This window comes from Agromyces flavus (assembly GCF_900104685.1).
Lineage (GTDB): Bacteria > Actinomycetota > Actinomycetes > Actinomycetales > Microbacteriaceae > Agromyces > Agromyces flavus.
Window position 1 is genome coordinate 541,085 of sequence record NZ_LT629755.1, and the last position, 24,048, is coordinate 565,132.

At 72.6% G+C, this 24,048-nt stretch carries 23 protein-coding genes and 2 riboswitches; of the genes, 9 read left to right on the forward strand and 14 right to left on the reverse strand.

What is annotated here, in order from left to right:
* Together BLT99_RS02710 and BLT99_RS02715 are read right to left on the reverse strand one after the other, a co-directional pair.
* Window positions 1–1,584: a DUF7363 domain-containing protein gene (locus BLT99_RS02710; RefSeq protein WP_092669068.1), complete on the reverse strand. Its 1,584-nt coding sequence runs from the start codon at window positions 1,582–1,584 to the stop codon at window positions 1–3.
* Between the two features lie 130 nt (window positions 1,585–1,714).
* Window positions 1,715–2,521 carry an alpha/beta fold hydrolase gene (locus BLT99_RS02715; RefSeq protein WP_092669070.1) on the reverse strand — a complete coding sequence of 269 codons (807 nt, stop codon included), beginning with the start codon at window positions 2,519–2,521 and terminating at the stop codon, window positions 1,715–1,717.
* A gap of 65 nt (window positions 2,522–2,586) precedes the next feature.
* Between BLT99_RS02715 and ychF the strand changes: the two genes are divergently transcribed.
* The 4 genes from ychF to BLT99_RS02735 all read left to right on the forward strand — a co-directional run bounded on the left by ychF (window position 2,587) and on the right by BLT99_RS02735 (window position 6,098).
* Window positions 2,587–3,660: a redox-regulated ATPase YchF gene (gene ychF / locus BLT99_RS02720; protein ID WP_092669072.1), complete on the forward strand. Its 1,074-nt coding sequence runs from the start codon at window positions 2,587–2,589 to the stop codon at window positions 3,658–3,660.
* A gap of 156 nt (window positions 3,661–3,816) precedes the next feature.
* Window positions 3,817–4,392, forward strand: coding sequence for an RNA polymerase sigma factor (locus BLT99_RS02725; protein ID WP_308209010.1), 576 nt, complete (start codon window positions 3,817–3,819; stop codon window positions 4,390–4,392).
* A gap of 76 nt (window positions 4,393–4,468) precedes the next feature.
* The gene (locus tag BLT99_RS02730) at window positions 4,469–5,785 is read left to right on the forward strand and encodes a hypothetical protein (protein ID WP_157674914.1); all 1,317 of its coding nucleotides are present in this window, start codon (window positions 4,469–4,471) and stop codon (window positions 5,783–5,785) included.
* Window positions 5,786–5,888: 103 nt separating this feature from the next.
* Window positions 5,889–6,098: a dodecin gene (locus tag BLT99_RS02735; RefSeq protein WP_092669076.1), complete on the forward strand. Its 210-nt coding sequence runs from the start codon at window positions 5,889–5,891 to the stop codon at window positions 6,096–6,098.
* 9 nt (window positions 6,099–6,107) lie between these two features.
* Here BLT99_RS02735 and BLT99_RS02740 read toward each other — a convergent pair whose 3' ends face one another.
* The 3 genes from BLT99_RS02740 to BLT99_RS02750 form a co-directional block, all read right to left on the reverse strand.
* Window positions 6,108–6,695: a 1-acyl-sn-glycerol-3-phosphate acyltransferase gene (locus tag BLT99_RS02740; protein WP_092669078.1), complete on the reverse strand. Its 588-nt coding sequence runs from the start codon at window positions 6,693–6,695 to the stop codon at window positions 6,108–6,110.
* A 101-nt stretch (window positions 6,696–6,796) separates the two neighbouring features.
* Window positions 6,797–7,414 (reverse strand): hypothetical protein, encoded by a 618-nt coding sequence (locus BLT99_RS02745; protein WP_092669080.1) that lies wholly within the window; start codon window positions 7,412–7,414, stop codon window positions 6,797–6,799.
* A gap of 69 nt (window positions 7,415–7,483) precedes the next feature.
* A complete protein-coding gene (locus tag BLT99_RS02750; protein ID WP_092669082.1) occupies window positions 7,484–8,230 on the reverse strand; it encodes a hypothetical protein in 747 nt (248 codons plus the stop codon).
* A gap of 274 nt (window positions 8,231–8,504) precedes the next feature.
* Between BLT99_RS02750 and BLT99_RS02755 the strand changes: the two genes are divergently transcribed.
* Together BLT99_RS02755 and BLT99_RS02760 are read left to right on the forward strand one after the other, a co-directional pair.
* Window positions 8,505–8,855, forward strand: a complete 351-nt coding sequence (locus BLT99_RS02755) for a DUF7882 family protein (protein ID WP_092669084.1) — start codon at window positions 8,505–8,507, stop codon at window positions 8,853–8,855.
* A gap of 42 nt (window positions 8,856–8,897) precedes the next feature.
* Window positions 8,898–9,788, forward strand: coding sequence for a DNA-formamidopyrimidine glycosylase family protein (locus BLT99_RS02760; protein ID WP_092669086.1), 891 nt, complete (start codon window positions 8,898–8,900; stop codon window positions 9,786–9,788).
* A 45-nt stretch (window positions 9,789–9,833) separates the two neighbouring features.
* Here BLT99_RS02760 and BLT99_RS02765 read toward each other — a convergent pair whose 3' ends face one another.
* Window positions 9,834–10,451: a hypothetical protein gene (locus BLT99_RS02765; protein ID WP_092669088.1), complete on the reverse strand. Its 618-nt coding sequence runs from the start codon at window positions 10,449–10,451 to the stop codon at window positions 9,834–9,836.
* A gap of 108 nt (window positions 10,452–10,559) precedes the next feature.
* Window positions 10,560–11,207 (reverse strand): phosphoribosyltransferase, encoded by a 648-nt coding sequence (locus tag BLT99_RS02770; RefSeq protein ID WP_092669090.1) that lies wholly within the window; start codon window positions 11,205–11,207, stop codon window positions 10,560–10,562.
* A gap of 243 nt (window positions 11,208–11,450) precedes the next feature.
* On the opposite strand from BLT99_RS02770, the gene BLT99_RS02775 reads away from it, so the two are divergent.
* On the forward strand, window positions 11,451–13,109 hold the full coding sequence (locus tag BLT99_RS02775; protein ID WP_092669092.1) for a VWA domain-containing protein: 1,659 nt from the start codon (window positions 11,451–11,453) through the stop codon (window positions 13,107–13,109).
* Window positions 13,110–13,206: 97 nt separating this feature from the next.
* On the opposite strand, the gene BLT99_RS02780 is transcribed toward BLT99_RS02775, so the two are convergent.
* From BLT99_RS02780 to BLT99_RS02810, 7 genes are all read right to left on the reverse strand, one after another.
* Window positions 13,207–14,742, reverse strand: a complete 1,536-nt coding sequence (locus BLT99_RS02780; RefSeq protein WP_092669094.1) for an MDR family MFS transporter — start codon at window positions 14,740–14,742, stop codon at window positions 13,207–13,209.
* A gap of 212 nt (window positions 14,743–14,954) precedes the next feature.
* Window positions 14,955–16,097 (reverse strand): cysteine desulfurase family protein, encoded by a 1,143-nt coding sequence (locus tag BLT99_RS02785; RefSeq protein ID WP_092669096.1) that lies wholly within the window; start codon window positions 16,095–16,097, stop codon window positions 14,955–14,957.
* On the reverse strand, window positions 16,094–16,975 hold the full coding sequence (gene nadC, locus BLT99_RS02790; protein WP_092669098.1) for a carboxylating nicotinate-nucleotide diphosphorylase: 882 nt from the start codon (window positions 16,973–16,975) through the stop codon (window positions 16,094–16,096). The genes BLT99_RS02785 and nadC overlap by 4 nt, the downstream gene beginning before the upstream one ends.
* Entirely contained in the window at window positions 16,975–18,570 is a 1,596-nt protein-coding gene (gene nadB / locus BLT99_RS02795) for an L-aspartate oxidase (protein ID WP_092669100.1), read from the reverse strand. The genes nadC and nadB overlap by 1 nt, the downstream gene beginning before the upstream one ends.
* Before the next feature lies 1 nt (window position 18,571).
* A complete protein-coding gene (gene nadA, locus BLT99_RS02800) occupies window positions 18,572–19,999 on the reverse strand; it encodes a quinolinate synthase NadA (RefSeq protein WP_092669102.1) in 1,428 nt (475 codons plus the stop codon).
* The gene (locus BLT99_RS02805) at window positions 19,996–20,763 is read right to left on the reverse strand and encodes an NUDIX hydrolase (RefSeq protein ID WP_092669104.1); all 768 of its coding nucleotides are present in this window, start codon (window positions 20,761–20,763) and stop codon (window positions 19,996–19,998) included. The genes nadA and BLT99_RS02805 overlap by 4 nt, the downstream gene beginning before the upstream one ends.
* Window positions 20,764–20,951: 188 nt before the next feature.
* Entirely contained in the window at window positions 20,952–21,899 is a 948-nt protein-coding gene (locus BLT99_RS02810; protein ID WP_092669107.1) for an endonuclease domain-containing protein, read from the reverse strand.
* A gap of 235 nt (window positions 21,900–22,134) precedes the next feature.
* Window positions 22,135–22,239, forward strand: a riboswitch (glycine riboswitch).
* A 1-nt stretch (window position 22,240) separates the two neighbouring features.
* Window positions 22,241–22,350: riboswitch (glycine riboswitch) on the forward strand.
* Between the two features lie 45 nt (window positions 22,351–22,395).
* On the opposite strand from BLT99_RS02810, the gene gcvT reads away from it, so the two are divergent.
* On the forward strand, window positions 22,396–23,574 hold the full coding sequence (gcvT, locus tag BLT99_RS02815; RefSeq protein ID WP_092669109.1) for a glycine cleavage system aminomethyltransferase GcvT: 1,179 nt from the start codon (window positions 22,396–22,398) through the stop codon (window positions 23,572–23,574).
* An 82-nt stretch (window positions 23,575–23,656) separates the two neighbouring features.
* The gene (gene gcvH, locus BLT99_RS02820; protein ID WP_092669111.1) at window positions 23,657–24,028 is read left to right on the forward strand and encodes a glycine cleavage system protein GcvH; all 372 of its coding nucleotides are present in this window, start codon (window positions 23,657–23,659) and stop codon (window positions 24,026–24,028) included.
* Window positions 24,029–24,048 lie beyond the last annotated feature (20 nt).

Consider the following 24,048-nt stretch of genomic DNA (forward strand, 5'->3'; position numbering starts at 1 on the left):
TCACTCGATGCGCAGCCGCGCCTCGGGGTGCGCGTAGACCGCGAATGCGAGTCCCGACGGGTCGCCGGCTTCCCTGGCCGCGGTACGGCCGGCCTTCGCGGCCTCCTCGATCGTGGACCCCTCGACGAACGCGTCGTAGAACGCCTCGACGAACGGGCTCGCCGGGTCGTCGTCGAGCGACCAGCCCCGCCACACGAAGGCGCCCGCACCAGCGCGGAGGAACGCCTCGGCGAACCCCGTGCGACAGGTCCGACCCGCGGGCAGTCGACCGAGGTCGGTGGCGTTGAGCACGACGAGCGGCGAGGTCTCGGACTCGGGCCGCTTCCGCAGGTCGCGGCGCGCGTCGGCGTCGCTGTACCGGGCGGCCAGTCCGGTGTCGTCCGGGCGGAATCCGCCGAGGAGCACCTCCTGCCGGTGCTCCGGTCGCGGACTCCATCGCGCGTGCCCGGCGAAGTGGAGCAGGTCGAAGCCACCTGACATGAGGGCCGCGAGCCCGGAGGCCGCGTCGGGTTCGACGGCGATCGCGCCGAAGCGGCGCGCGACCGCTTCGCCCTCGGCCGACGTGCGCGAGAGTGCGAGGTCGGGCTCGGCGTACTGCGGGCACAGGTACCGCGCTCGGGTGCGCCGCACGCGGATCGAGGTCGGATGGGGCGCACCGACGACCCAGCGCGTCACGCCGTAGTCGGCGAGGAATCGGTCGTCGGGGTCGCCCTTCGTGCCGGGCGCGCGCACGAGCAGCAGCTCCCAGGGCAGGTCGAGTGCGGCGGTCGTCTGCACGACGATCCCGTCGAGCTCGTCGCGGTGCGCCCACAGCAGTTCGCGCGCCTGCCGGTCGAGCACGCGGTCGGCGAGCTCGGCGCCGAGCGCGCGCAGCCCGCGGTCGATCGACTCGGCGCGTTCGGACGGCGACATCCCGGCGAGCCTGGCGCGGAAGCCGGCGAACGCCGCCTGCACGTCGCCGGCGATACGGAGCGCATCGCCGAGCTTCACGCGGAAGTGGTGCGTGTCTCCGCCCACCGAGACGGCCGCGTGCAAGGTCGATCGGGTGCCGACGAGCTCCTCGTCGATGCGGATGGTGGGACGCGACGCGACCGCCGGGTCGGGTCGGGTGACGGATGCCACGACGCGGGCGACGCCCGTCTGGTCGTGGTCGTCGGAGTCCACGACCTCGGTCGTGAGCCGCAGGGTGGCGAGCGGCAGCTCGACGTCCTGCCGCACGATCACCATGACCTCCGCAGGACCGCGATCCGCGGCGATGAGCTTGAAGCGGGCCTCGACGGTGCCGGAGGCCGGCAACCGGAGCGTGCGGGTGCGTGCGGTCCCGAGCGGGAACCGCAGCCCACGGGGGACCACCGTCACGGTCACGGGACGGCTCCCGACCGCCGCGACGGCATCGGTCGCGGGGTCGACCGCGCCGGCCGCGTCGGTCGCGCCGGATGCGCCGGCCGCTCCCGGCGCATCCGGGGTCAACCGGACGACCAGCGTGGTCGCAGACCGCGCCGCCACGATGGGCTTCATCTCGGCCTGCACGGCCACCATCGCGGGCGGCGCGACCTCGCCGATCACGCGTCCTGCCTGCAGCATCCGTTCACCTTCCGGGTCCACTGAGCGGAGCCACGGGGCGGCTCGCGATGTGGACGCTACGCGGCGACGGCAGCGGCCGCATCAGGGCGGACACCGATGCGGCGGGGGACACGGTGTGCCGGTCAGCCGGTCAGTCGGCCGGCTCGTCGGCGACCCGGTCGAGCCAGTCGCGCATGAGCGCGCCGAACAGCGCCGGACGCTCGAACTGCAGGTTGTGCCCGGCCACGTCGAGGACGGCGAACGTCGCCGTCGGGTAGTGCTCGACGAGCCGCCACTGGTCGCGGTAGCCGACGACGGAGTCCTGGCGGCCGGCGACGATCAGGGTCGGTGCGGTGAACGGCGTGCCGCGCTCGATCGGCTCGTCGAGCGCGTAGTCGGCACGGATGCGGGCGATCGCGGCCGGATCGCCCGCCGCGAGGCCGGGCGCGACATCGGCCCGGAACCGCTCGAGCACGACCTGCGACTCGATGACGGCGAGGTCGGTGAAGTCGGCGGCCTCGGCCGGGTCGAGACGAGCGATGAGACCCGCATCCGGTCGGCGGACCGCGCGCTCGGGCAGCGTGCGCGCCGCCGCGTCGGCCACGACCGACGGGCAGACGAGCGCGAGTCCGATGACCTGATCGCGCCGGCGCTGCGCGAGCGCGCGCGACAGGTACCCGCCGTACGACTCGCCCACGAGCAGGAACGGTTCGTCGCCCACGACCTCGTCGAGGAACGCGTCGACGCGCTCGAGCACGTCGCGCGTGCTGGAGACGCCGTCGCCCGACGAGGCGCCGAGGCCGGGCAGGTCGGCATAGATGCGACGGATCGGCTCGTGCGCCTCGAAGAGCGGCTCGAGGCATCCGCTCATCAGGCGATGGTCGACGGGGAAGCCGTGCAAGGCGACGAGCGGCACGCCGGAGCCGTGCTCGACGACGTTGAGCGGGGGAGCGGTCACCCTCCGAAAGTAGGCGAGGGCGCCGACATCCGTCGCCCAGCGGACGCCCGGTACGATGGACGCCCGTGGCACTCACCATCGGAATCGTCGGCCTCCCCAACGTCGGCAAGTCGACCCTCTTCAACGCCCTCACCAAGAACACGGTGCTCGCGGCGAACTACCCCTTCGCGACGATCGAGCCCAACATCGGCGTGGTGAACCTGCCCGACCCTCGGCTCGAGACGCTCGCCGGCATCTTCGGCTCCGAGCGGATCCTGCCCGCGACCGTGTCGTTCGTCGACATCGCCGGCATCGTGAAGGGCGCATCCGAGGGCGAGGGGCTCGGCAACAAGTTCCTCGCCAACATCCGCGAGGCCGATGCGATCGCCCAGGTCGTGCGCGGCTTCGAGGACTCCGACGTCGTGCACGTCGAGGGCGTCGTCGACCCGAAGAACGACATGGAGACGATCAACGCCGAGCTGATCCTCGCCGACCTCGAGACGCTCGAGCGCGCCATCACGCGCTACGAGAAGGAGGTCAGGGGCAAGAAGCTCGACCCCTCGGTCCTCGCCGCCGCGAAGGAGGCGCAGGAGGAGCTGCAGAGGGGCACGCCCCTCTCGGCGTCGAAGGTCGACATCGCGCCCATCGCCGAGCTCGGGCTGCTCACCGCGAAGCCCTTCATCTACGTCTTCAACGTCGACGAGGCGGTGCTGACGGATGCCGCGAAGAAGGCCGAGCTCGCCGCGCTGGTCGCCCCCGCCGAGGCCGTGTTCCTCGACGCGAAGATCGAGTCCGAGCTCATCGACCTCGACCCCGACGACGCGGCCGAGCTGCTCGCGTCGACCGGGCAGGACGAGTCGGGCCTCGACCAGCTCGCGCGCGTCGGCTTCGACACGCTCGGCCTGCAGACCTACCTCACGGCCGGCCCCAAGGAGTCGCGCGCCTGGACCATCCGGAAGGGCTGGAAGGCGCCGCAGGCCGCCGGGGTCATCCACACCGACTTCGAGAAGGGCTTCATCAAGGCCGAGGTCATCTCGTTCGACGACCTCGTCGAGACGGGCTCGGTCGTCGAGGCCCGCGCGAAGGGCAAGGCCCGCATGGAGGGCAAGGACTACGTCATGCAGGACGGCGACGTGGTGGAGTTCCGCTTCAACGTGTAGTCGTTGGCGGACGGCACCGCGAGATGACGCGGATCGTCGTTCGCGCAACGGGGAACAGCGTTTCGCGGCATCTCGCCGGCTCGATCTCCGGCCATGCGTTCACGCTTCTCCGGTCGCCCCGTGCAAGACTCGCCCCAGTCGCGACACAAGCAGGACGTGAGCAACGCGAGCACGGACGTCGCCGACGCCGAGACGACCCGAGGGGTGCCGATGCCCGATCGCGCCGAGCCGCCCGCCGCGAGCGACGACCTCGCGTGGTTCACGGGCCTCGTGCGCGAGCACTCGACGGCGCTCGTCAAGTACTTCGCGCGCCGCGGCCCGCGTCAGGACGCGGAGGACCTGGCCGCCGACGTGTTCGCGACCGCGTGGCGCCGCCGCCACGACGTGCCGCGCGACGCCGTGCTGCCATGGCTGTACCGCACCGCGGGCTTCACGCTCGCGAACCATCGGCGCAAGCTCATCGACCTCCCGGTCGAGCACGTGCCCGAAGCGGGATCCGACCGCGTCGCCGACGACCCCGAGCTCAGCGCGATGTTCGACGCCGAGCTGCGCGGCGCGCTCATGAGCGTGGGGGAGCGGGACCGACGCATCCTGCTGCTGCACGCCTGGGAGGGCCTCGACGGCGAGGAGCTCGCGCAGGTGCTCGAGATCTCGCGGTCCGGTGCGGATGCCGCGCTGTCGCGGGCGCGCAAGCGCCTCCGCGAGGCGTGGGGCGAACGGATGTCGTTCTAGAACCGTTCCACGTGCAAGGTCGCGGCTGCCCGGCACACATGCATGGGTGGGACGGACCTCACGGAGGGTGATCGAGATGAATGACGACGACCGGCGCGACCCGCTGGAGCGGCTGCGCGCCGCCGACCCCGCCGCAGGTCTCGAGCCCCGTGACGGGTTCGCCGACGACGTGGTCGCCCGCGCGACCGCGGATGCGCCGGCCGGCACTGCGCCGGTGACCGACCTGGGGTCGGAACGGGCGCGCCGGCGGCCGCGCTGGATCCCCATCGCGGCGGTCGCGGCATCCCTCGCCGTCGTCGGTGCGGTGGGCTACGGCATCGGCGCGACGACCGGCGGCGCGACGAACCTCGCCGGCGGCGCCGCACCGCCCATCTCGCTCTCGGCGCCCGACGGCGCGGGTTCGACCGAGCAGGGCGCCGCCGAGCCGATGCCGGCGACGCCCGGCGGGGCCGGCGCCGCCGACGGGCGCATGTCGGCAGGCGGCACCGAGTCGATGATCGCGCCGTGGGGGTGGGGTCGGAACAGCTTCCACGCCTCGGGGCTGTCCGACGCGGACGGCACGGCCGGCGCCTATGCGTACGACGCCCGCGCCGTGTCCACGTCCGAGACCGTCGCCGCGCTCGCCGCGGCCCTCGGCGTGCCGGGAACGCCCGAGCTGAAGGATGGCGCCTGGATCGTCGGGCCGCAGGACGGCACCGCCCCCGCGATCTGGGTCTCGCTCGACGGCAGCCTGGGCTTCTCGTACAACAACCCCCTCCTCAGCCCATGGAAGTGCGAGGACGGCACCGACGCATGCGAGCCCACGGGTGCGGTCCCCGGTGAACAGGCGGCGATCGACGCGGCCCGTTCGTTCGTGATCGCCGCCGGTCGCGACCCGGCCGACTTCGAGTTCACGACCGAGACGTGGGAGGGGGCGGTCACCCGGTCGGCTCAGGCGTGGCCGGTCGTCGACGGCCAGCGCCTCGACCAGGCGTGGACCGTCGAGGTCGGCGACCAGGGCCTGATCAGCGGCTACGGCCTGCTGGCCGAGATCGTGGAACTCGGCGACTACCCCGTCGTCAGCGAACAGGAGGCGTTCGAGCGGCTCTCCGATCCGCGGTTCAGCGCCCAGATGACGGCGATGCCGGCGGCGGTTCGCGAGGGAGACGTGGCCGTCGCGTCGCCGGAGTGGGTGGCGCCGACCGAGCCGCCCGCGCCGCCGGCCTCCGGTGAGAGCGTGTCGTGGCCCGTGAACGACGTGGAGATCGTGGACGCCCGCCTCGGGCTCGCGACGCAGTGGCAGGCCGACGGCAGCGTGGTGATCGTCCCGGCCTACGCCTTCACCGACGCCGACGGCGGGACGTGGTCGGTGATCGCCGTCGCCGAGGAGAAGCTCGACTTCTCGACCGAGTGAGTCCCGCGACGCGATCGCACTGAGGCGAGGGCCTGTCGATCGCGTCGTCGCGCCGCTAGGGTCGAGGCATCCCGCGATGGCGCGGGAGTGGGGAGAACGGGCCATGACCGATCACGTCTACCGCGTCACCGAGATCGTCGGGAGTTCGCCCGACAGCACGGACACCGCCATCCGCAATGCGATCTCGCGGGCCACCGCGACGCTACGCCACGTCGAGTGGTTCGAGGTGCTCTCGACGCGCGGCGTGGTCGCCGACGGCGACGTCGCGCACTTCCAGGTGACGCTGAAGGTCGGCTTCCGACTCGAGGAGTGAGCCAGGGCGTCAGGCCGGCGCCGCGCCGCTTCCAGTCTCGTCGCGCAGTCGCGGCTCCGTCCGGAACTGCGGGCGGAGCCCCGCCTTGTCGGCGTAGAAGGCGCGGATGCGGTCCATGTCGGCGGCGACGTCGCCGCTGAGTTCGAACGTCGGGCCGAGGCCGGTCGTCATCGTGGTGCGGTCCACGAAGCCGAGCGTGACGGGAAGCCCGGTCTCGCGGGCGATCCGGTAGAACCCCGACTTCCAGTACTCGTGCGCACCGCGCGTGCCGTCGGGGGTCACGACGAGGCCGAACACCTCGCCGTCTCGGATGCGGCGGACGACCTCGGCGACCACGCGGCTGGGGTCGGCGCGGTCGACGGGGATGCCGCCGAGCCCGCGCATGATCGGCCCGCGCCATCCGCGGAACAGGCTGGCCTTGCCGAGCCAGCGGATGTCGATCCCGTAGCGCCACGCGATGCCGAGCATGAGCACGAAGTCCCAATTCGACGTGTGCGGTGCGCCGATCAGGACGGAGGGCCGGCCCGGCGCCGGCTCGCCCGCGAGGGTCCACCTGCTGCAGGCCCAGTAGACGCGCGAGACGAGTCGTCGGAGCATCCGGCCACACTATGCGGGTGAGCATGCCGTGAACGGCATGGATCGGACGAGCGCGGCGAGGTGGTGTGGCCTCGAGGTGTCCGAAGCCTGCTCGAGGCGACTCAGTTCCCCGGTTCCCGGGGGCGGTCGGTGCCGGATGTCGCATCGACGGCGCTCCTCCGACGGTCGCCGGTCGGCGCGTCGCGGTGGCGCCTCCGCTCGGCCTCGCTCGAGACGGCGCGGAACAGGCGGGCGTCGACCGGCGGCCGGAGGCCTCGACGGCGGCGTTCCTCGCTCATCCACTCGCGTCGGCGAACCGAGCGTCGATGCCCGAGGATCCCCCCGACGGCGAGCAGCGCAGCGCCCAGGAGGTACCACGCCCAGAACCACCACTGGTAGCCCGGCGCGAGGATGAGCGAGACGGCGCTCACGAGGAGCACGCCGAGGCCGCCGTAGTACGCGGCCTGCGCCGCCGCGCGCAGGCGCGGGTGGGTCGGGGCCGCCGCACGAAGCGCCCACGAGGAGGCGTGGTCGTCCCGGACCTCACGGACGAGGTCGCGGTCGGGCGAGTCCGGCATGCCCGCGAGGATCGCGGTCAGCTGCTCGGCCCGCTTGAGGTCGTCCGAGGCCGCATTCAGGCGCGGCACGAGGATGGCGCCGGCCACGGTCACGAGTGCGACGACGATCGGCACGATGACTTCGCCGACGGTGGCGACTCCGGCTTCCAGGGCGAGCGGCATGGGCCTGCACCTCCCACTCGGGCTCAGGCTAGCAGCGCGCCGAGGTCGGCTCGCCGCCGAGGCGACGGGTCACTTGCTCGTGCAGCGCACGTCCTCGATCCATCCGTAGTCGAAGTCGTCGTCGCCGAACACGACCGGGACGGTATCGAACGCGACCACGTCGCTCTCGGTCACCGTGCTCGACCGCTCGGGCGACAGCGCCTTCGGGTTGTTCGCGAAGCCGAGCTCGATCTCCAGTTCGGCGCAATCGGCCTCGGTGAACAGCGCGGATTCCCAGCACCCTTCGGCGTACTGCACGCCGCAGAGGTGGCCGTAGCGACCGTCGGAGTAGAACTCGAGGGCCGCGGGGAAGGTGAAGGCGGTCTCCCATGCCTCGACGCGGTCGACATCGGGATCGGAGGGAGCGGCGGTCGCGCCCTCGGACTCCTGCGGCTGGCCCGCGGTCGGCGCCGGCCCGTTCGAAGCGGTCAAATCCGAGACCAGGCCGACGGCGAAGACGCCGCCCACCACGAGCATGGCGATGAGGGCGAGGCCGCCGGCGACGATGCCGATGATGGCCCCGGCCGGGAGACTCCGGCGCGGGGCGGGTGCGAAGGGGCCGTCCGCCGGTGCGGCGGAGATCGTGCCGAGCAGGCTCGAGCGCGCCTCGGCGAGGGTGCCCGCCCAGGTCTCGGCGGCCTGCCGCGCCTCACCCTCGGGATATCGGGACGGATGGCGTTCCCACGCCTCGTGCGCGTACGCCTGCTCGATCATCTCGGCGGTGAGGGGGAGTGCGGCATCGAGTCGCAGCACGCTGCGGGCGAGACGGAGGTCCACATCGCGATCCTACGGCCGGTCCGCCTTTTCTCATGCAGTGCTCGCTCGTGTCAAGTCCCTGCCTCGAAATTCGTTCCCCCTTGACACTGGGAGCGCGGGTCCCCGAAGCCCGCGACGGGCCGTCGGCAGTGCGCGGCGTTCGACCGTGCCATCCCCCAGGGGAGCTGCCGACGGCCTGACCCGACGACGCATGCACGTTCACCCCGCTGGTCGAACGGCCACCCCGCCCTGCCCTTCGCCATGCCCTTCACCCCTGCTCGAAAGGACCCGGAACGTGGGATCGCTCCACCTCGGCCGCCTCGTGCGAGTCGAACTCCCCGACGACGTGCTGGCCCACGTGCACGCCGTCATCCTCGCGAAGCTCCGCGTACACGAGCCCATCCTCCTCGGGTGGACCCAGCCGGACGGCCGGCACGAGGAGGTGCTCGTCAACCCCTCCATGCCCATCGTCATCACCTACGACAACGACGAGGAGCGACGCCTGGACCGTCGTTGGCTGGAGCGACTCATGGCGTCGGCCAATTCGGTCCGGGGCCTGCAGTTGCGGCCGGAAGTGGTCGACGCCCTGCGCTCGATCACCGAGGAGGCCGCGGACGCCGGGGGCGCTGCAACCGGAGGCGCGTGATCCGCTGGTGCGGATGTCGGCGCCGGATGCGACGATGGGCGCGTGCCGGAGATGCCCGAGGTCGAGGCGCTCGCCGAGTTCCTGCGTGAGCGCGCCGTCGGTCGTGCCATCGTCGCGGCCCGCGTGGCTGCGATCGCGGCACTGAAGACCTTCGATCCGCCGCTGCATGCGATCGAGGCGCGCCCCATCGCATCGGTCGCGCGGCACGGCAAGTTCATCGACCTCGAGATGGGTCCGTCGACGGATGCCGCGCCCGGCGAGCCGTCGCTGCACCTGGTCTTCCACCTCGCTCGTGCCGGCTGGCTCCGCTGGTACGACGAGATCCCCGCCACCGTGCTGCGCCCGGGCAAGTCGCCGATCGCGCTGCGCGTGCGACTCGACGACGGCGCCGGATTCGACCTCACCGAGGCGGGCACCAAGAAGTCCCTCGCGGTGTACGTCGTGCGCGACCCGGCCGAGGTGCCCGGCATCGCCCGACTCGGACCCGACCCGATGGCCGACACGTTCACCGAAAGCGACTTCGCCGGCATCCTCGCCGCCCGCCGCACCCAGGTGAAGGGCCTGTTGCGCGACCAGTCGGTGCTCGCCGGGATCGGCAACGCGTACTCCGACGAGATCCTGCACGCCGCGAAGATGTCGCCGTACAAGCTCGCCGCGACGCTCGACGACGACGAGGTGTCGCGACTCTTCGCCGCGATGCGGGGCACCCTCAGCGAGGCGCTCGACGAGGCATCCGGTAAGCCCGCCGCCGAACTGAAGGACGCCAAGCGCCGGCGCCTCCGCGTGCACGGCCGAACGGGCGAACCGTGTCCGGTCTGCGGCGACACCATCCGCCAGGTCGAGTTCCACGACTCGACCTTCCAGTACTGCCCGACCTGCCAGACCGGCGGCAAGCCGCTCGCCGACCGCGTGCGCTCCCGGCTGCTGAAGTAGCGGGCGGCCGACCGGCTCCCGCTGCCTCAGCGACCGGAGGGCGACTCAGACGCCCCGGGAGTGGCGCGGTGCGTCGCCGTTCGAGGTGTCGACGGGGTTGCCGTGCTCATCCACCGGGCCGCGCGCCGGTGCCGCCGGCCGCTGTTCGGACGAGGAGTGGGTGAGCGGGTTGCCGTGCTCGTCCGTCGCGGGCGCCGCGACCGGTCGGCCGTGGTCCTCGACGGTCGTCGGACGGGGTGCGGCCTGGGTGTCACGCGCCTCGGCATCACGAGCGGCCTCGGCAGTACGGGCGTCGTTCACGGCATCCGGATCGACCGCGGCAGCGCGCTGCTCGTGTTCGGCCTGCTCGGCGCGGAGGCGCTCGGCATCGCTCCGGTGCTCCTGGCTCGTGCTCGCCAGCCGATCCGCCTCCAGCTTCGCGCGCTCGGCGTCGGCCTGCGCCTGGCGGGCGGCCGCGTCGGCCTGCATCGCCTTCACCTCGCGCTCGCGTGCGGCAGCATCGGTCTCCGCGGCCTTCTCGCGGAGCTCCTCGGCGTCGCGCCGGCGCGATTCGAGCTGGGCCTCCTTGCGCTGCCGCGACGTGGCGAACCACGCGATGACGGCGACCACCGCGATGAGGACGATCACGCCCACGATGATCCAGATGATGGTGCTCGTGTCCACGTTCCACCGCCTTTCCGCGCGCCGGACCTCCGGAGCGCGATTCCACGGCCACTCAACCGCACACGGGCGAGGGGTGGTACGGGGTTGCATGGAAGGTCGCGGCTGTGCTTAGCGCTCGATGCGACGCTGCGCCTCATCGAGGATCGCGGTCACCTCGGCGTCGTCGGTCTGCCGGAAGTCGACGTAGTGCATCCCGACCGCCATGAAGGACGAGGGCGTGCTCACGGCGACGATCTCGTCGGCCTCGGGGATCGTCGCGAGCGTGTCCGGCGGCCCCACCGGCACGGCGAGGATGATGCGCGCCGCCCCCCGCTCGCGCGCCACACGGCAGGCCACGCGGGCCGTGGCACCCGTCGCGATGCCGTCGTCGACGATCACGACGGTCCGCCCGTCGAGCGGCTGCGGGGGCCGGTCGTGCCGGAACCTCCGGACGCGGGCGTCGAGTTCGGCGCGCTCGCGACGTTCGACCGCGGCGAATTCCTCGCGCGAGACGCGGCCGAGTCCCACGACGTCGTCGTTGACGACCTCGGCCCCCTCTTCGCCGATGGCGCCCATCGCGACCTCGGGCTGTCTCGGGAGCCCCAGCTTCCGCACCACGAGGACGTCGAGCGGGGCGTCGAGGGCACGGGCGACCTCATCGGCGACCGGAACCCCGCCGCGGGGTAGGCCGAGGACCAGGGGATCGGCCGAGCGGCGATCGCCGAGCGCCTCCGCGAGTCGGCGACCGGCCTCGCGGCGATCCGCGAACCGGCTCACCGTCGCACCTCCGATACCGGAGGATCGTGACCGGTTCGGCCGGGACGGAGGACCGGGTCGGGCTCCATGTTCCGACCCTAATCCCCGTCCCCACCGGCCCGGAACGGTCGTTTCGCTGTCAGGTCGGAGTTCGCTGATCGCTCACGTTCTGCGTACACTGTCAGCACCTTCCCCCTGAACGGGGGAACCCGTTCAGACTGGGATTGACAACGCCGTGGCGCTGTCGGTCGACTTGGAGTGTCCGTGGGACGTCACAGCGTCGCGGCTCCGGCGAGGACGCCGAGCCGCCGATTCATCCTGTCCGTCGCGGCCGGCGTGGCCGTCATCGGGCTCGTCGCCTCCGGCGTGTACCTGTGGGTCGGCGGGCACCTGAATCCGCTGTTCGCGTCGGCCGACGAGGCGGCATGCGAGACGGTCGAGCCCGTCGTGGTGATCGCCGACCCGTCGATCGCCACCGCGGTCATCGAGCTCGCCGACGACTTCAGTGCGAGCCCCAAGCAATGCGCCGATGTCGAGGTCCGCGCGCAGGACGCCGCCGACACCACGGCCGCACTCGCCGCAGGTACGCTCGAGGCCGACGCGTGGATCCCCGACTCGTCGGTGTGGATCGAGCGAACCAACACGACGGCCACGTCCCTCGGACTCGGCGAGCCCGAGCTCGAGGTCGGGCCGTCCATCGCCAGCTCGCCGGTCGTCTTCGCGGCGTCGGCGTCGGACGCGCAGGAGATCGCCCAGGAACCGGTGAGCTGGGCGCGCGTGCTCGGCGGGCAGCTTCCGGCCCTGCTCCCCGACCCCGAGGCATCCGCAGCCAGCCTTGCGAGCCTGCTCGCGCTCAAGGGCCAGTCCTCGACCGAGGATCCGCGGCAGTTCGCCGGCGCGATGATCGCCCTCAGCAAGTCGATCCCGGCGTCGGCGGATGCCGCGATGGCCACCCTCTCCTCGGCGCAGCAGCCGACCGTCGTGCTCACGAGCGAGTCGCGCGTCGTCGAGCACAACCGCGACAGCTCGGCTCAGGCGCTCGTCGCGGCCTACCCCGAGGAGGGCACGGTCGCGCTCGACTACCCGTTCGTCCGCATCGGCGACGGCGCCGTCGAGCAGCTCGACGCGTTCGAGGCCGCCCTCCAGAAGGCCGGCGATCACTTCGCCGAGGCCGGCTTCCGCGCGGCCGACGGCACCGGCGAGGTCGACGCGCCCGGTGTCGCCGGCAACGCTCCCCGCGCGCAGACCGAGCTCGACCACGCGGCCGAGATCGAGATCCTCCGCGCCTGGTCGGTGCTCACGCTGCGATCGCGCATGCTCGCGGTCATCGACGTCTCGGGCTCGATGGAGGAGCCGGCGGCCAACGGACTGCGTCGCATCGACATCTTCCAGCAGGCCGCCGTCGGCGCCATGTCGAAGTTCTCGGGCGAGGCCGAGCTCGGCGTCTGGATCTTCTCCACCGCCCGCAACGGCGAACTCGACTACGAGGACCTCGCGCCGATCGCGCCGCTCGCCGACTCGGGTCACACGCAGCGCATCCAGCAGATCATCGGCTCGCTGCCTTCGCGCCTCGGCGGCGCCACCGGCCTCTACGACTCCACGCTCGCCGCCGTGAAGAAGGTGCGCGAGGACTACGACCCCGACAAGGTCAATTCGGTCCTCGTCATCACCGACGGCAAGAACGAGGACGAGGACGGCATCAGCCTCGATCAGCTCCTCGGCGAGCTGAAGAAGATGGACGATCCGTCCAAGCCGGTCGCAGTGATCATGATCGGCTTCGGACCCGACACCGACCTCCAGGCGATGCAGAAGATCGCTGAGGCGACCAAGGGTGGCGCGTACTCGGCCTCCAAGCCCGAGGACCTCGGCACCGTGCTGGTCGACGCGCTCTCGCAGCGCACCTGCCGCCCGAACTGCGGCTGAGCCGACACCCGAACTGCGGCTGAGCCGACACCAGACGACACGACCACGGAGGGCCGGTCGACGCGATCGCGTCGGCCGGCCCTCCGAGGCGCGTGGTTCAGTGGGCGGGGACGCCCTCGGCCGCTCCCTTCGCCATGTCGGCGGGCCGACGCACGAGCGTCGAACCGACGATGGCGAACAGCGAGAGGATCGCGCCGACCAGGAACGCGTTCCGGACGCCGGCGGCCTGTGCGGCGATCTCGGCGGTCCCGGCGGCCTGCGCCGAGGCGGCCGTCGCCGTCATGACGGTGATGAACAGCGCGGTGCCCGCGGCGCCGGCGACCTGCTGCAGCGTACCCACGGTCGCCGAGGCGTGCGAGTACAGGTGCGGCTCGACCGACCCGAGCGCGCTCGTGAACAGCGGCGTGAACATGAACGCGAGCGCGGTCGACAGTGCGACGTGGGCGATCAGGATCATCCACGGCGGCGTCGACTCGGTCACCAGCGTGAGCGACCACAGCACCGCGCTCACCACGATGCTGCCCGGCACGAGCAGCGGCGTGGGACCGACTCGGTCGTACAACCGGCCGACGGTCGGGCCGAGCAGGCCCATCACCAAGCCGCCGGGCAGGACGAGCAGGCCGGTGGCGAGCGGCTCGAGGCCCGCGACATCCTGCAGGTAGATCGGCAGCAGGATGATCGTGCCGAACAGCGCGGCCATCATCACGGCCATGAGTGCGATCGAGACGGCGAAGTTGCGGGTGCGGAACGTGCGCAGGTCGAGCAGCGCGCGGTCGGACCGCTGGAGCAGGACCTGCCGCACGATGAACGCGGTGATGCCGAGCGCGCCCGCGGCCAGGGAGATCCACATGGCCGTCGCGTCGCCCGGCGACCTGCCGCTGACCACGCCGCCGACGAGGCTCAGCCCGTAGACGAGCCCGCCGAACCCGATCGCGGAGATCACGACCGACACTGCGTCGATCGGGAACACGCGCGTCTCACCGATGTTCCGGACGCGTCGCAGGCCGATGACGAGCATCGTCACGGCGAACGGCAGCACGAACCAGAACATGTAGCGCCAGCCGAAGTAGTTGAGGATCAGGCCGGACATTGCCGGGCCGATGGCGGGTGCGACCGACATCACGATCGACACGCGCCCCATGAAGCGACCGCGGTCGGACGGCGCGACGAGCGTCATGAGCGAGGTCATGAGCAGCGGCATCATGATGGCCGTGCCCGTCGCCTGCACGATGCGCGCGCCGAGGAGCACCTCGAAGCCCGGGGCGAGCGCCGCGAGGAGCGTGCCGGCCGAGAACAGCGTCATCGCGGTGCCGAAGATGGGCCGCGTCGGGAAGCGCTGCAGCAGGAAGCCCGTGATCGGGATGACGACGGCCATGGTCAGCATGAAGGCCGTGGTCAGCCACTGCGCCGCCGAGAGCGTGATGTCGAGGTCGACGACGAGGTGCGGGATGGCGACGCTCATGATCGTCTCGTTGAGGAACACGACGAAGGTGGCTCCGAGGAGGAGCCAGATCACGCGGGTGTCGCGTGCGCCGTGCTCGGGGCGGGCGGAGACGACCTGCTCGTCGAAGGCCTGGTCGGCGGTATCGGGGATTCGGATGGAGTCGGTGCCTGGTGCGGTGCGTTCGGTCACGTGCGCGTCCTTGCTCGGTCGTCGTTCGTCGTCTTCGTCGTCGTGTCGGTGTCGTGGCGGATCGCGTCGGGGTGCCGACGGATGGGCGCTCGTCGCCGCATGGCGCGATCGGCGACGAGTACGGGAAACCGGGCTCGCGATCGAGCTATTCCCGTTTCGGTCGACGCATAGCGATGCATCGATTTCGGCGAGCCGCAAACTCCCGGGTGCGATCAGCCGACGATATCGCGGACGGCCGACACCGCGTGGGCGAGCGCCGCCGCTGCCGGTTCGAGGTCGGCTGCGGCCGTGTCGGGGCCGAACGAGAACCGAACGGCGGTCTGTGCGACCTCGGCCGGCACGCCCATCGCGGTGAGCACGTGCGACGGCTCGTCGCTGCCCGCCGCGCAGGCCGATCCGCTCGAGACGACGACGTCCCTCCGCTCCAGCTCGAGCAGCACGGCCTCGCCGCTCGTCCCTGGGAAGATGTACGACACCGTGCCGGGCAGCCGCTCGACGGGGTGACCCGTGGGAACGGCGTCCGGCACGGCCGCCGCGACGAGCTCGCGGAAGCGGGTCGTCAGTGCGGCGACGCGCGCCGCGACATCCGCTCGCTCGCCATCGGCCAGTCGAAGTGCCGTCGCGAAGGCCACGGCGCCCGCCACGTTCTCGGTGCCCGACCGCCGTCCGCGTTCCTGGCCGCCGCCGTGCAGCACGGGCTCGATCGGGAGCCGGCCGCGCACGACCAGCGCGCCGGTGCCCTTCGGCGCGCCGACCTTGTGGCCGGCGAGCGACATCGCGTCGACGCTGAGCGCGTCGAGCGACAGCGGCAGCCAGCCCGCGGCCTGCACCGCGTCAGTGTGCACGAGCGTGCCGTCGTCGTGCGCGAGGCGCGCGAGGTCGGCGAGCGGGTTCACGGTGCCCACCTCGTTGTTCGCCAACTGCACCGAGACCAGCGTCGTGTCGGGCCGGATGACCCGGGCGAGCGCCTCGGGCACGACCATGCCGGTCGCGTCGACCGCGACCTCGTCCACCTCGAAGCCGTGCAGGCGCCGCAGCGCGTCGGCAGCCTCGAGCACGGCCTCGTGCTCGACCGGCGACACCACCACGTGCCGTCCGCGCGGGCTCGCGAGCGCGAGCCCCTTCACGGCGAGGTTGTCGGCCTCGGTGCCCCCGGACGTGAACACCACGTCGCCCGGGCGAGCGCCGACGACCGCGGCGACCTGCTCGCGCGCCCACGCGAGCGCGCGCGCCGCCTCCTCGCCGATGCCGTGCCGGCTCGAGGGGTTGCCGAACGATCCCGTGAGGTACGGCCACATCGCCTCGAGCGCCTCGCGGCGGACGGGCGTGGTGGCGGCGTGGTCGGCGAAGATCACGCCGAACCCCGCGTCGCGTCATCGGGCGCCTCGATCACGACGTCGAGCCCGAGGTCGAGCGCGCGCGCCGAGTGCGTGAGCGCGCCGACCGAGATGACGTCGACCCCTGTGGCGGCGATCGCGGCGACGCTGTCGAGGTTCACGCCGCCCGACGCCTCGACGATCGCGCGGCCCGCGATGAGCTCGACGCCCGCCCGCAGGTCGTCGATCCTGAAGTTGTCGAGCATGATCGTGTCGGCGCCGCCGGCGAGGACGGGCTCGACCTGGTCGAGACGGTCGACCTCGACCTCGAGGTGCGCGGTGTGCGGCATCCGCTCGCGGGCCTCGCGGAGCGCCGTCGCGAGGTCGGTCCCGCCGGCCGTGAGCACTGCGAGGTGGTTGTCCTTCGCCATGACCGCGTCGGAGAGGCTGCGGCGGTGGTTGCGACCGCCGCCGTCGCGCACCGCCTGGCGCTCGAGGCTGCGCAGGCCGGGTGTGGTCTTGCGCGTGTCGACGATGCGCGCCCCGGTGCCCGCGACCGCGTCGACGTACCGAGCCGTGAGCGTCGCGACGCCCGACATCCGCTGCACGAGGTTCAATGCGACCCGCTCCGCGCGAAGGATGCCGCGCGCCGGGCCATGGACGCGCGCGAGCACGTCGCCCGCGGCGAATCGGTCGCCGTCGGCCGCGAGCACCTCGACCGCGATCGCGGGGTCGACCAGGCGGAACGCCGTGTCGACGACGCGCGCGCCGCTGAAGACGCCCGGTTCGCGCGCGACGAGGTCGGCCGTCGCCGTCGCCGCCGCGGGGATGAGCGTCTCGCCGGTGAGGTCGCCCCACGGGGCGTCCTCATCGAGCGCCATGAGCACGATGCGCTCGATCTCGCGGGGTTCGGTCATCAGGCGGCCTCTCGTTCGGGTGCAGCGGCGGATGTCGCGTCGCGCCGCGTGTGCGCCCCGATGCTCTCGGTGCGGGCGAGCGCGGCCGCCACGGTCAGCCGCGCGAGGTCGAGGAGGTTGCGGTCCTCGGCCGTGCGACGATCGACGGGTTCGGGAGCGCGCCATCCGTCCAGGCGGGCGGATGCCGCGGCCAGCCCGCTGGCGTCGCGCTCGAGTCCGACGTGGTCCCACATCAGCCGCTGCAGCTCGGCGCGGTCGACGACCCCAGTCTCTCGGCCGTCCACTTCGGCGGAGATCCGATCCGCCACTCCGTGAATCGAGGCGTCGTGATCGGCGCGCCGGATCGTCCCTCCGCCGGCCTGAACGGGTGCAGCAACAGGTGCAGGTGCCGGGGCGGAGGCTGGGGCGGATATCGCGGCGACGAGGTCGCGCGCGGCGCGCTCGCCGAAGATGGCACCCTCGAGCAGCGAGTTCGAGGCGAGGCGGTTGGCGCCGTGCACGCCCGTGCGGGCGACCTCGCCGACGGCCCACAGGCCCGGCAGGCTCGTGCGACCCGTGAGATCGGTGACCACGCCGCCCATCGCGTAGTGCGCGGCGGGAACGACCGGAACCGGTTCGCGCGACCAGTCGAAGCCCGCGCCGCGGCACGCGGCATCGATGCCGGGGAACCGGGTGGCCAGGCGCTCGGCGCCGAGGTGCGTCGCATCGAGCACGACGGGTGCACCGTCCTGCTGGGCCATCCGCCGCCAGACGGCGCGCGCGACGACGTCGCGCGGAGCGAGTTCGGCGCGAGGGTCGACCTCGAGAAGGAACCGCCGTCCGTCGGCGTCGCGCAGCACGGCGCCCTCGCCGCGCACGGCCTCGGAGATGAGCGGCGTGCCCGGCACCGCCAGCGCGGTCGGATGGAACTGCACGAACTCGAGGTCGGCGACGGCGGCACCCGCGCGGGCCGCGACCGCGACGCCGTCGCCGGTCGCGACATCCGGATTCGTCGTATGCCGGTAGAGGCACCCGGTCCCGCCCGTGGCGAGGACGACCGCGTCGGCGCGGAACTCGCGCGCTCCATCCGCCTCGCCGTCGGCGTCGGCCTCGGCGATCGCGCGGATGCCGACCACGCGGCCCTGCTCGACCACGAGGTCGACGAGGGTCGTGTGCTCGAGAACGCGCAGGCCGCGCCGGCGCACGGTCGCGATGAGCGCGGACCGGATCGCCGCGCCCGTGCGGTCGCCCCCGGCGTGGAGGATGCGCGCACGCGAATGCGCCGCCTCGAGTCCGCGCGCGAGGCCCGACTCGTCTCGGTCGAACGCGACGCCGAAGCGGATGAGGTCGCGGATCCGCGCCGGTCCGTCGTCGGTCAGCATCCGCACCGCCTCGGGATCGCCCAGGCCGGCACCCGCCGCGAGCGTGTCGGCGGCGTGCCGGGATGGCGCGTCGCCCGCGAAGATCGCGGCCGCGATGCCGCCCTGCGCCCACCCCGTGGCGCCGTCGCCGAGCGCGGACTTCGTCACGATCGTGACGTCGGCGCCGTGCTCGGCCGCGCGGATCGCCGCCCACAGCCCGGCGATGCCGGAGCCGACGACGAGCACGCGGGTCATGTCAGGCTCCGACGGCGGAGGCCGCGACATCTGCGGCGGCCGCCGCCGCATCGCCCGCCGCGGCGATCGTCGATCCCGCGGGCACCGGCACCGAGGCCGGCGGCTTCGCCGCGAGCATGCGCTCGAGCGCGACGCGCGCGGGCTCGGCCACGTCCTCGGCGACCTCGATGCGATTGACCACGCGGCCGGCGACGAGCTCCTCGAGCACCCACGCGAGGTAGCCCGGGTGGATGCGGTACATCGTCGAGCACGGGCACACGACGGGGTCGAGGCAGAAGATCTCGTGCTCGGGATGCTCGGCGGCGAGCCGCTGCACGAGGTTGATCTCGGTGCCGATCGCGAAGGTCGAGCCGGCCGGAGCGGCCTGGATCGCCTTCACGATGAAGTCAGTCGACCCCGAGGCATCCGCCGCGTCGACGACCGGCATCGGGCACTCGGGGTGCACGATGACCTGCACGCCGGGGTGGTCGGCCCGCGCCCGCTCGATCTGGTCGACCGTGAAGCGCTTGTGCACCGAGCAGAAGCCGTGCCAGAGGATGACGCGGGCGTCCTCGAGCTCTGCGGTGGTGCTGCCGCCGAGCGGCTTGCGCGGATTCCACATCGGCATGGCCTCGAGCGGCACGCCCATGGCCTTGGCGGTGTTGCGGCCGAGGTGCTGGTCGGGGAAGAACAGCACGCGCTGCCCGCGCTCGAACGCCCACTCGAGCACGGTGGTGGCGTTCGACGACGTGCAGACGATGCCGCCGTTGCGACCCACGAAGCCCTTCAGCGCCGCCGACGAGTTCATGTACGTGACCGGGATGACGGGCACACGGCCGTCGGCGTCGGTCGCGGTGAGGTCGCCGTAGACCTCCTCGAGCTGCTCCCAGCACTCCTCGACGCTCGAGGTGTCGGCCATGTCGGCCATCGAGCAGCCCGCGGCGAGGTTGGGCAGGATGACGGCCTGGTCGGGCCGCGAGAGCATGTCGGCCGTCTCGGCCATGAAGTGCACGCCGCAGAACACGATCGCCTCGGCGTCGGGCCGGGTCTTCGCCGCGTTCGCGAGCTGGAAGGAGTCGCCCGTGAAGTCGGCGTGCTGCACGACCTCGTCGCGCTGGTAGAAGTGCCCGAGCACGACGACGCGGTCGCCGAGCGTCGCCTTCGCGGCGCGGATGCGCTCGTCGAGCTCGGCGTCGGACGCGCGGCGGTACTCCTCGGGCAGCGCGCCCTGGCGCGGCGACCCGGTCGGGATGACGTCGCCCATCGACGAGCCGGGGCCGTAGCCCGCGGGGCCGCGATCGAACTCCCACGGCCCCTTCGCGAGGTCGGGCGTGCAGGTCTCACCGCGCGTCGCGCCGGCCGTGATCAGCCGGATGCTGCGGTCGACGGATGCCGCGGCGCGCGTCGCGTCGTCGCTGCGGGGCGTGGTGACGGGCAGGGTGGTGCTCATTCCGGGGTGTCCTTGCTGTCGGTGCCGGGTCGAGGGCCTTCGAGGGCGGATGCCGCGTGGTGCGGCGCCGCGGGCGCCGGCGAGGGCGGCGCCGCGGGGGAGTGGGCGGGGTCGAAGCGGTACAGGGCGGGCGGGCGGTGGCGCGTGCCGGCCAGTCGCCGGCCGGTGTCGACGAGCGTGCCCGTGGCCTCCATCGTGCGGCGGAAGTTCGCCGGGTCGAGGCGGCGTCGCAGCACGGCCTCGTGCACGCCGCGGAGCTCGGCCATGGTGAACGTCTCGGGCAGGAGGGCGTGCGCGATCCGGGAGTACTCGAGCTTGGTGCGCAGCCTCGTGAGGGCGTACACGACGATCGCGGCGTGGTCGAACGCGAGCTCGGGCAGGTCGTCCTCGTCGAACCAGCGCACGTTGTCGTCGGACACCGCGCGCTGGACCTCGTCGGAATGGACGAGCGCCCAGTACACGACCGACACCACGCGCTCGCCGGGCGAGCGGTCGGGCTCGCCGAACGTGTACAGCTGCTCGAGGTAGCGCGGCGAGAGGCCCGTCGTCTCGTTGAGCGTGCGGCCCGCGGCCGCCTCGAGGGATTCGTGGACGGGGAGCCATCCGCCAGGCAGGGCCCAGCGCCCGAGACCCGGTTCACGCAGGCGGCGGACGAGCGGGATGCGCAGGCTCGGCCGGACCGCGCCGTCGTCGTCGGGCTCGGGGGAGATCGCGAAGATGACCGTCGAGACGGCCAGGCGCGCCTGCGCGTCGTGCTGCGACATCCGCTCGCCTCCTCTGCCCAGCTTAGAGTCACGATGACGCTAAGTACCTCGACGCCCAGCTTACAGTCATCCTGACCCGAACCCAAATCGCATGACGCCCGCTGGCGGGCGCTCGAATACTCCGCAGTCCACCACCGCCATCCCACGCTGAGGCGTGGCGGACTGCGGAGCGGGATCTCGGATCGGCCTCAGGGACGCCAGCCGCGTCGGCGGAGGCGGTCTTCGATCCGATCGAGCATCCGCGTGGAGGCGGCAGTCGGGACGTCCGCGATGTCATCGCCCGTGACGCGGATCACGATCCACCCGACATCCTGCAGCCGCTCGTAACGGGCGACATCGCGACGGAACTGGAAGGGATCCCGATGGTGATCGCCCTCGTACTCCATCGCGATCCGGTACTCGGGGTACGCGAGATCGACCGTCGGCGTGTACGCGCCGAGCCCGGGTTCGACGACGCGGTACGCGACGACCGGCTCGGGAAGTCCGGCGCAGACGATGCGCAGACGCAGCATCGACTCGCGTCGCGAGAGCGGCCCCGGTCGCAGCAACGGCAGCGCCACGCGCAGCAGTGCCGCGCCGGTGGAACCGCGGTGTGCGTCCGCAGCGCGGGTCAGGGCGGGCACGTTCGCGTACGCCCCGCGCCGAGCCCCGAGATCGCGAACGGTCAGCAGGTGGTCGCCGGCGGCGACGAGGTCCTCGATCCCGAGGTATCGGGCGAGCTGGCACCAGGTCGTGGCGGCATCCGTCATGCGCACGCCTCCCGACGACGCGACGCAGGTCCTGGTTCGTTCGACCTGGTGGCCGATTACGCCGCGGACCCGGGGCTGCGCGTCGCCGGCCAGCACGGAGACATGGAGCCTCCGGTCGGCCTCGACGGCGGTCGGCAGCGGTATGCCGTTGATCAGCGCGGCGGTCGTGTGGCTGAAGAACTGGGTCGGCGGCATCCGGGCGGCGTAGGCCGCCGCCAGTGCAAGTGCACCGCCGGGATCGTCGGCCCGGAGGCGCGATCCGCGGAAGGGAATCGTCAGGTCGGACGCCTCGAGCCGACGGCGCGTGGCGCCGAGCTCGATGGCCTGGCGGACTGAGAACGCTCCCCTGCGCGCGACCTGGGCAGGCAATGGTGCGGGGCTCGGCATGAGCCCAGCGTGCCCGCACGCGCGGTTCGACCGCGGAATCTCTCCACATGCGGCGTGCGACGGTGAGCACTCCGCAGTCCACCACGCCAGGGCGCACTCGGGCGTGGTGGACGGCGGAGTATTCCGGAGGGGACGGGACGGGAGGGTGAGGAGGGGGAAGAGGGAGAGGGGGCGACGGGCGGGTCGAGGGGCGCGCGGGCCTGTAGACTGCCCACACAACCGCATACCGGGCCATCGACGCATCGCGGGAGAGCCGACCGTTCCGTCCGACGGAGCAGGCCGGCACCGAAGGAGCAAGCCTCCCCGCCAATCTCTCAGGTCGCATCACCGCGATGACGAGGCCGACTCTGAAAAGCGGATGTCGCGGGCTCGCGACATCCCGCCGAAGGTGAAAGCACAGCTCCCCTAGGGCGCGGCGCGAAGCTCTCAGGCCCATGACAGAGGGGGAGTTCTCGAGCGGCGTCCGCCGCGCGATCCGCGCGATCCTGGAGAACTCGTGACCGACGCAGGCACCACCACCGACCCCGGCACCACCGAACGACGCAGCCCCCTCGACGAGGTGCACCGCGCCGAGGGCGCGTCCTTCACCGACTTCGCCGGCTGGCAGATGCCGGTCCGCTACTCCAGCGACCTCGCCGAGCACCACGCGGTGCGCCAGCACGCCGGCCTGTTCGACCTGTCGCACATGGGCGAGATCGTGGTCGTCGGCCCCGAGGCATCCGATGCCCTCGACTACGCGCTCGCGGGCAAGCTCTCGGCCATCGTCGAGGGGCAGGCGAAGTACTCGCTGCTGCTCGCCCGCGACGGCGGTGTGATCGACGACCTCGTCGTGTACCGCACCGGCGAGGACCGCTACATGGTCGTGGCGAACGCCGCGAACCGCGAGGTCGTCGCCGAGGAGCTCCGCAACCGCACCGCGCCGTTCGAGGCCGACGTCTTCGACGAGTCCGACGACGTGGCGCTCATCGCGCTGCAGGGGCCCGACGCGCTCGAGGTGCTGCAGCAGACCGAGGGCTTCGGCATCCAGGGCCCGGGCAACGACGGCGAGGACTTCGTCGCCGCGGTCGCCGCCCTCAAGTACTACCGCGCGATCGCCGCCGAGTTCGAGGGCACCCCCGTGCTGATCGCGCGCACCGGATACACGGGTGAGGACGGCTTCGAGCTCTACGTCGCGCCCGACCGCGCGAAGCAACTCTGGGACGCCCTGCGCGAGACGGGCGGCCCGCGCGTCGTGCCGTGCGGGCTCGCGAGCCGCGACACGCTGCGCCTCGAGGCGGGCATGCCGCTCTACGGGCACGAGTTGAGCCGCGACATCCTGCCGGTGCAGGCCGGCCTGGGCCGCGTCGTCGCGCTGACCAAGGACGGCGACTTCGTCGGCCGTTCCGCGGTCGAGGAGGGTCCCGCCGACGGCGCCCGCGTGCTCGTCGGCCTGACCGCAGAGGGGCGTCGCGCGCCGCGCGCCGGCTACGCCGTGTTCGACGGCGAGGGCGACGACGCCCGCGAGGTCGGCGAGATCACCTCCGGCGCGCTCTCGCCCACGCTCGGCCACCCGGTCGCGATGGCGTTCGTGTCGCCGGATGTCTCGGAGCCGGGCTCGAAGCTGTACGTCGACGTCCGCGGCTCGCGCGTCCCGGCATCCGTCGCCGCCCTGCCGTTCTACAAGCGCGGCGCCTGAGCGCCGACGCGAGCCCCGCCCGCCCGCCCGCCCGCGACCGGCCGACGACCCGGCCAACCACCACGACACCGAGGAGCACCCGATGACCGACCAGAGCGAACTGAAGTACACCGCCGAGCACGAGTGGGTGAAGGTCGACGGCGAGACCGTCACCATCGGCATCACCGACTACGCCGCCGAGAAGCTCGGCGACGTCGTGTACGTCGACCTGCCGTCCGCGGGCACGGCGATCACCGCCGGCACGGTCGTCGGCGAGATCGAGTCGACGAAGTCGGTCGGCGAGCTGTTCGCCCCGGTCGACGGCGAGGTCGTCGAGTCGAACCAGGCCGTCGTCGATTCGCCCGAGCTGGTCAACAGCGACCCCTTCGGCGACGGATGGCTCCTCAAGGTGTCCGCCGCGTCCCTCCCGACGCTCCTCAGCCACGACGAGTACCGCGCCCTCACGGGCGAGTAGGCCTCGAGCGGCGGGCCCGC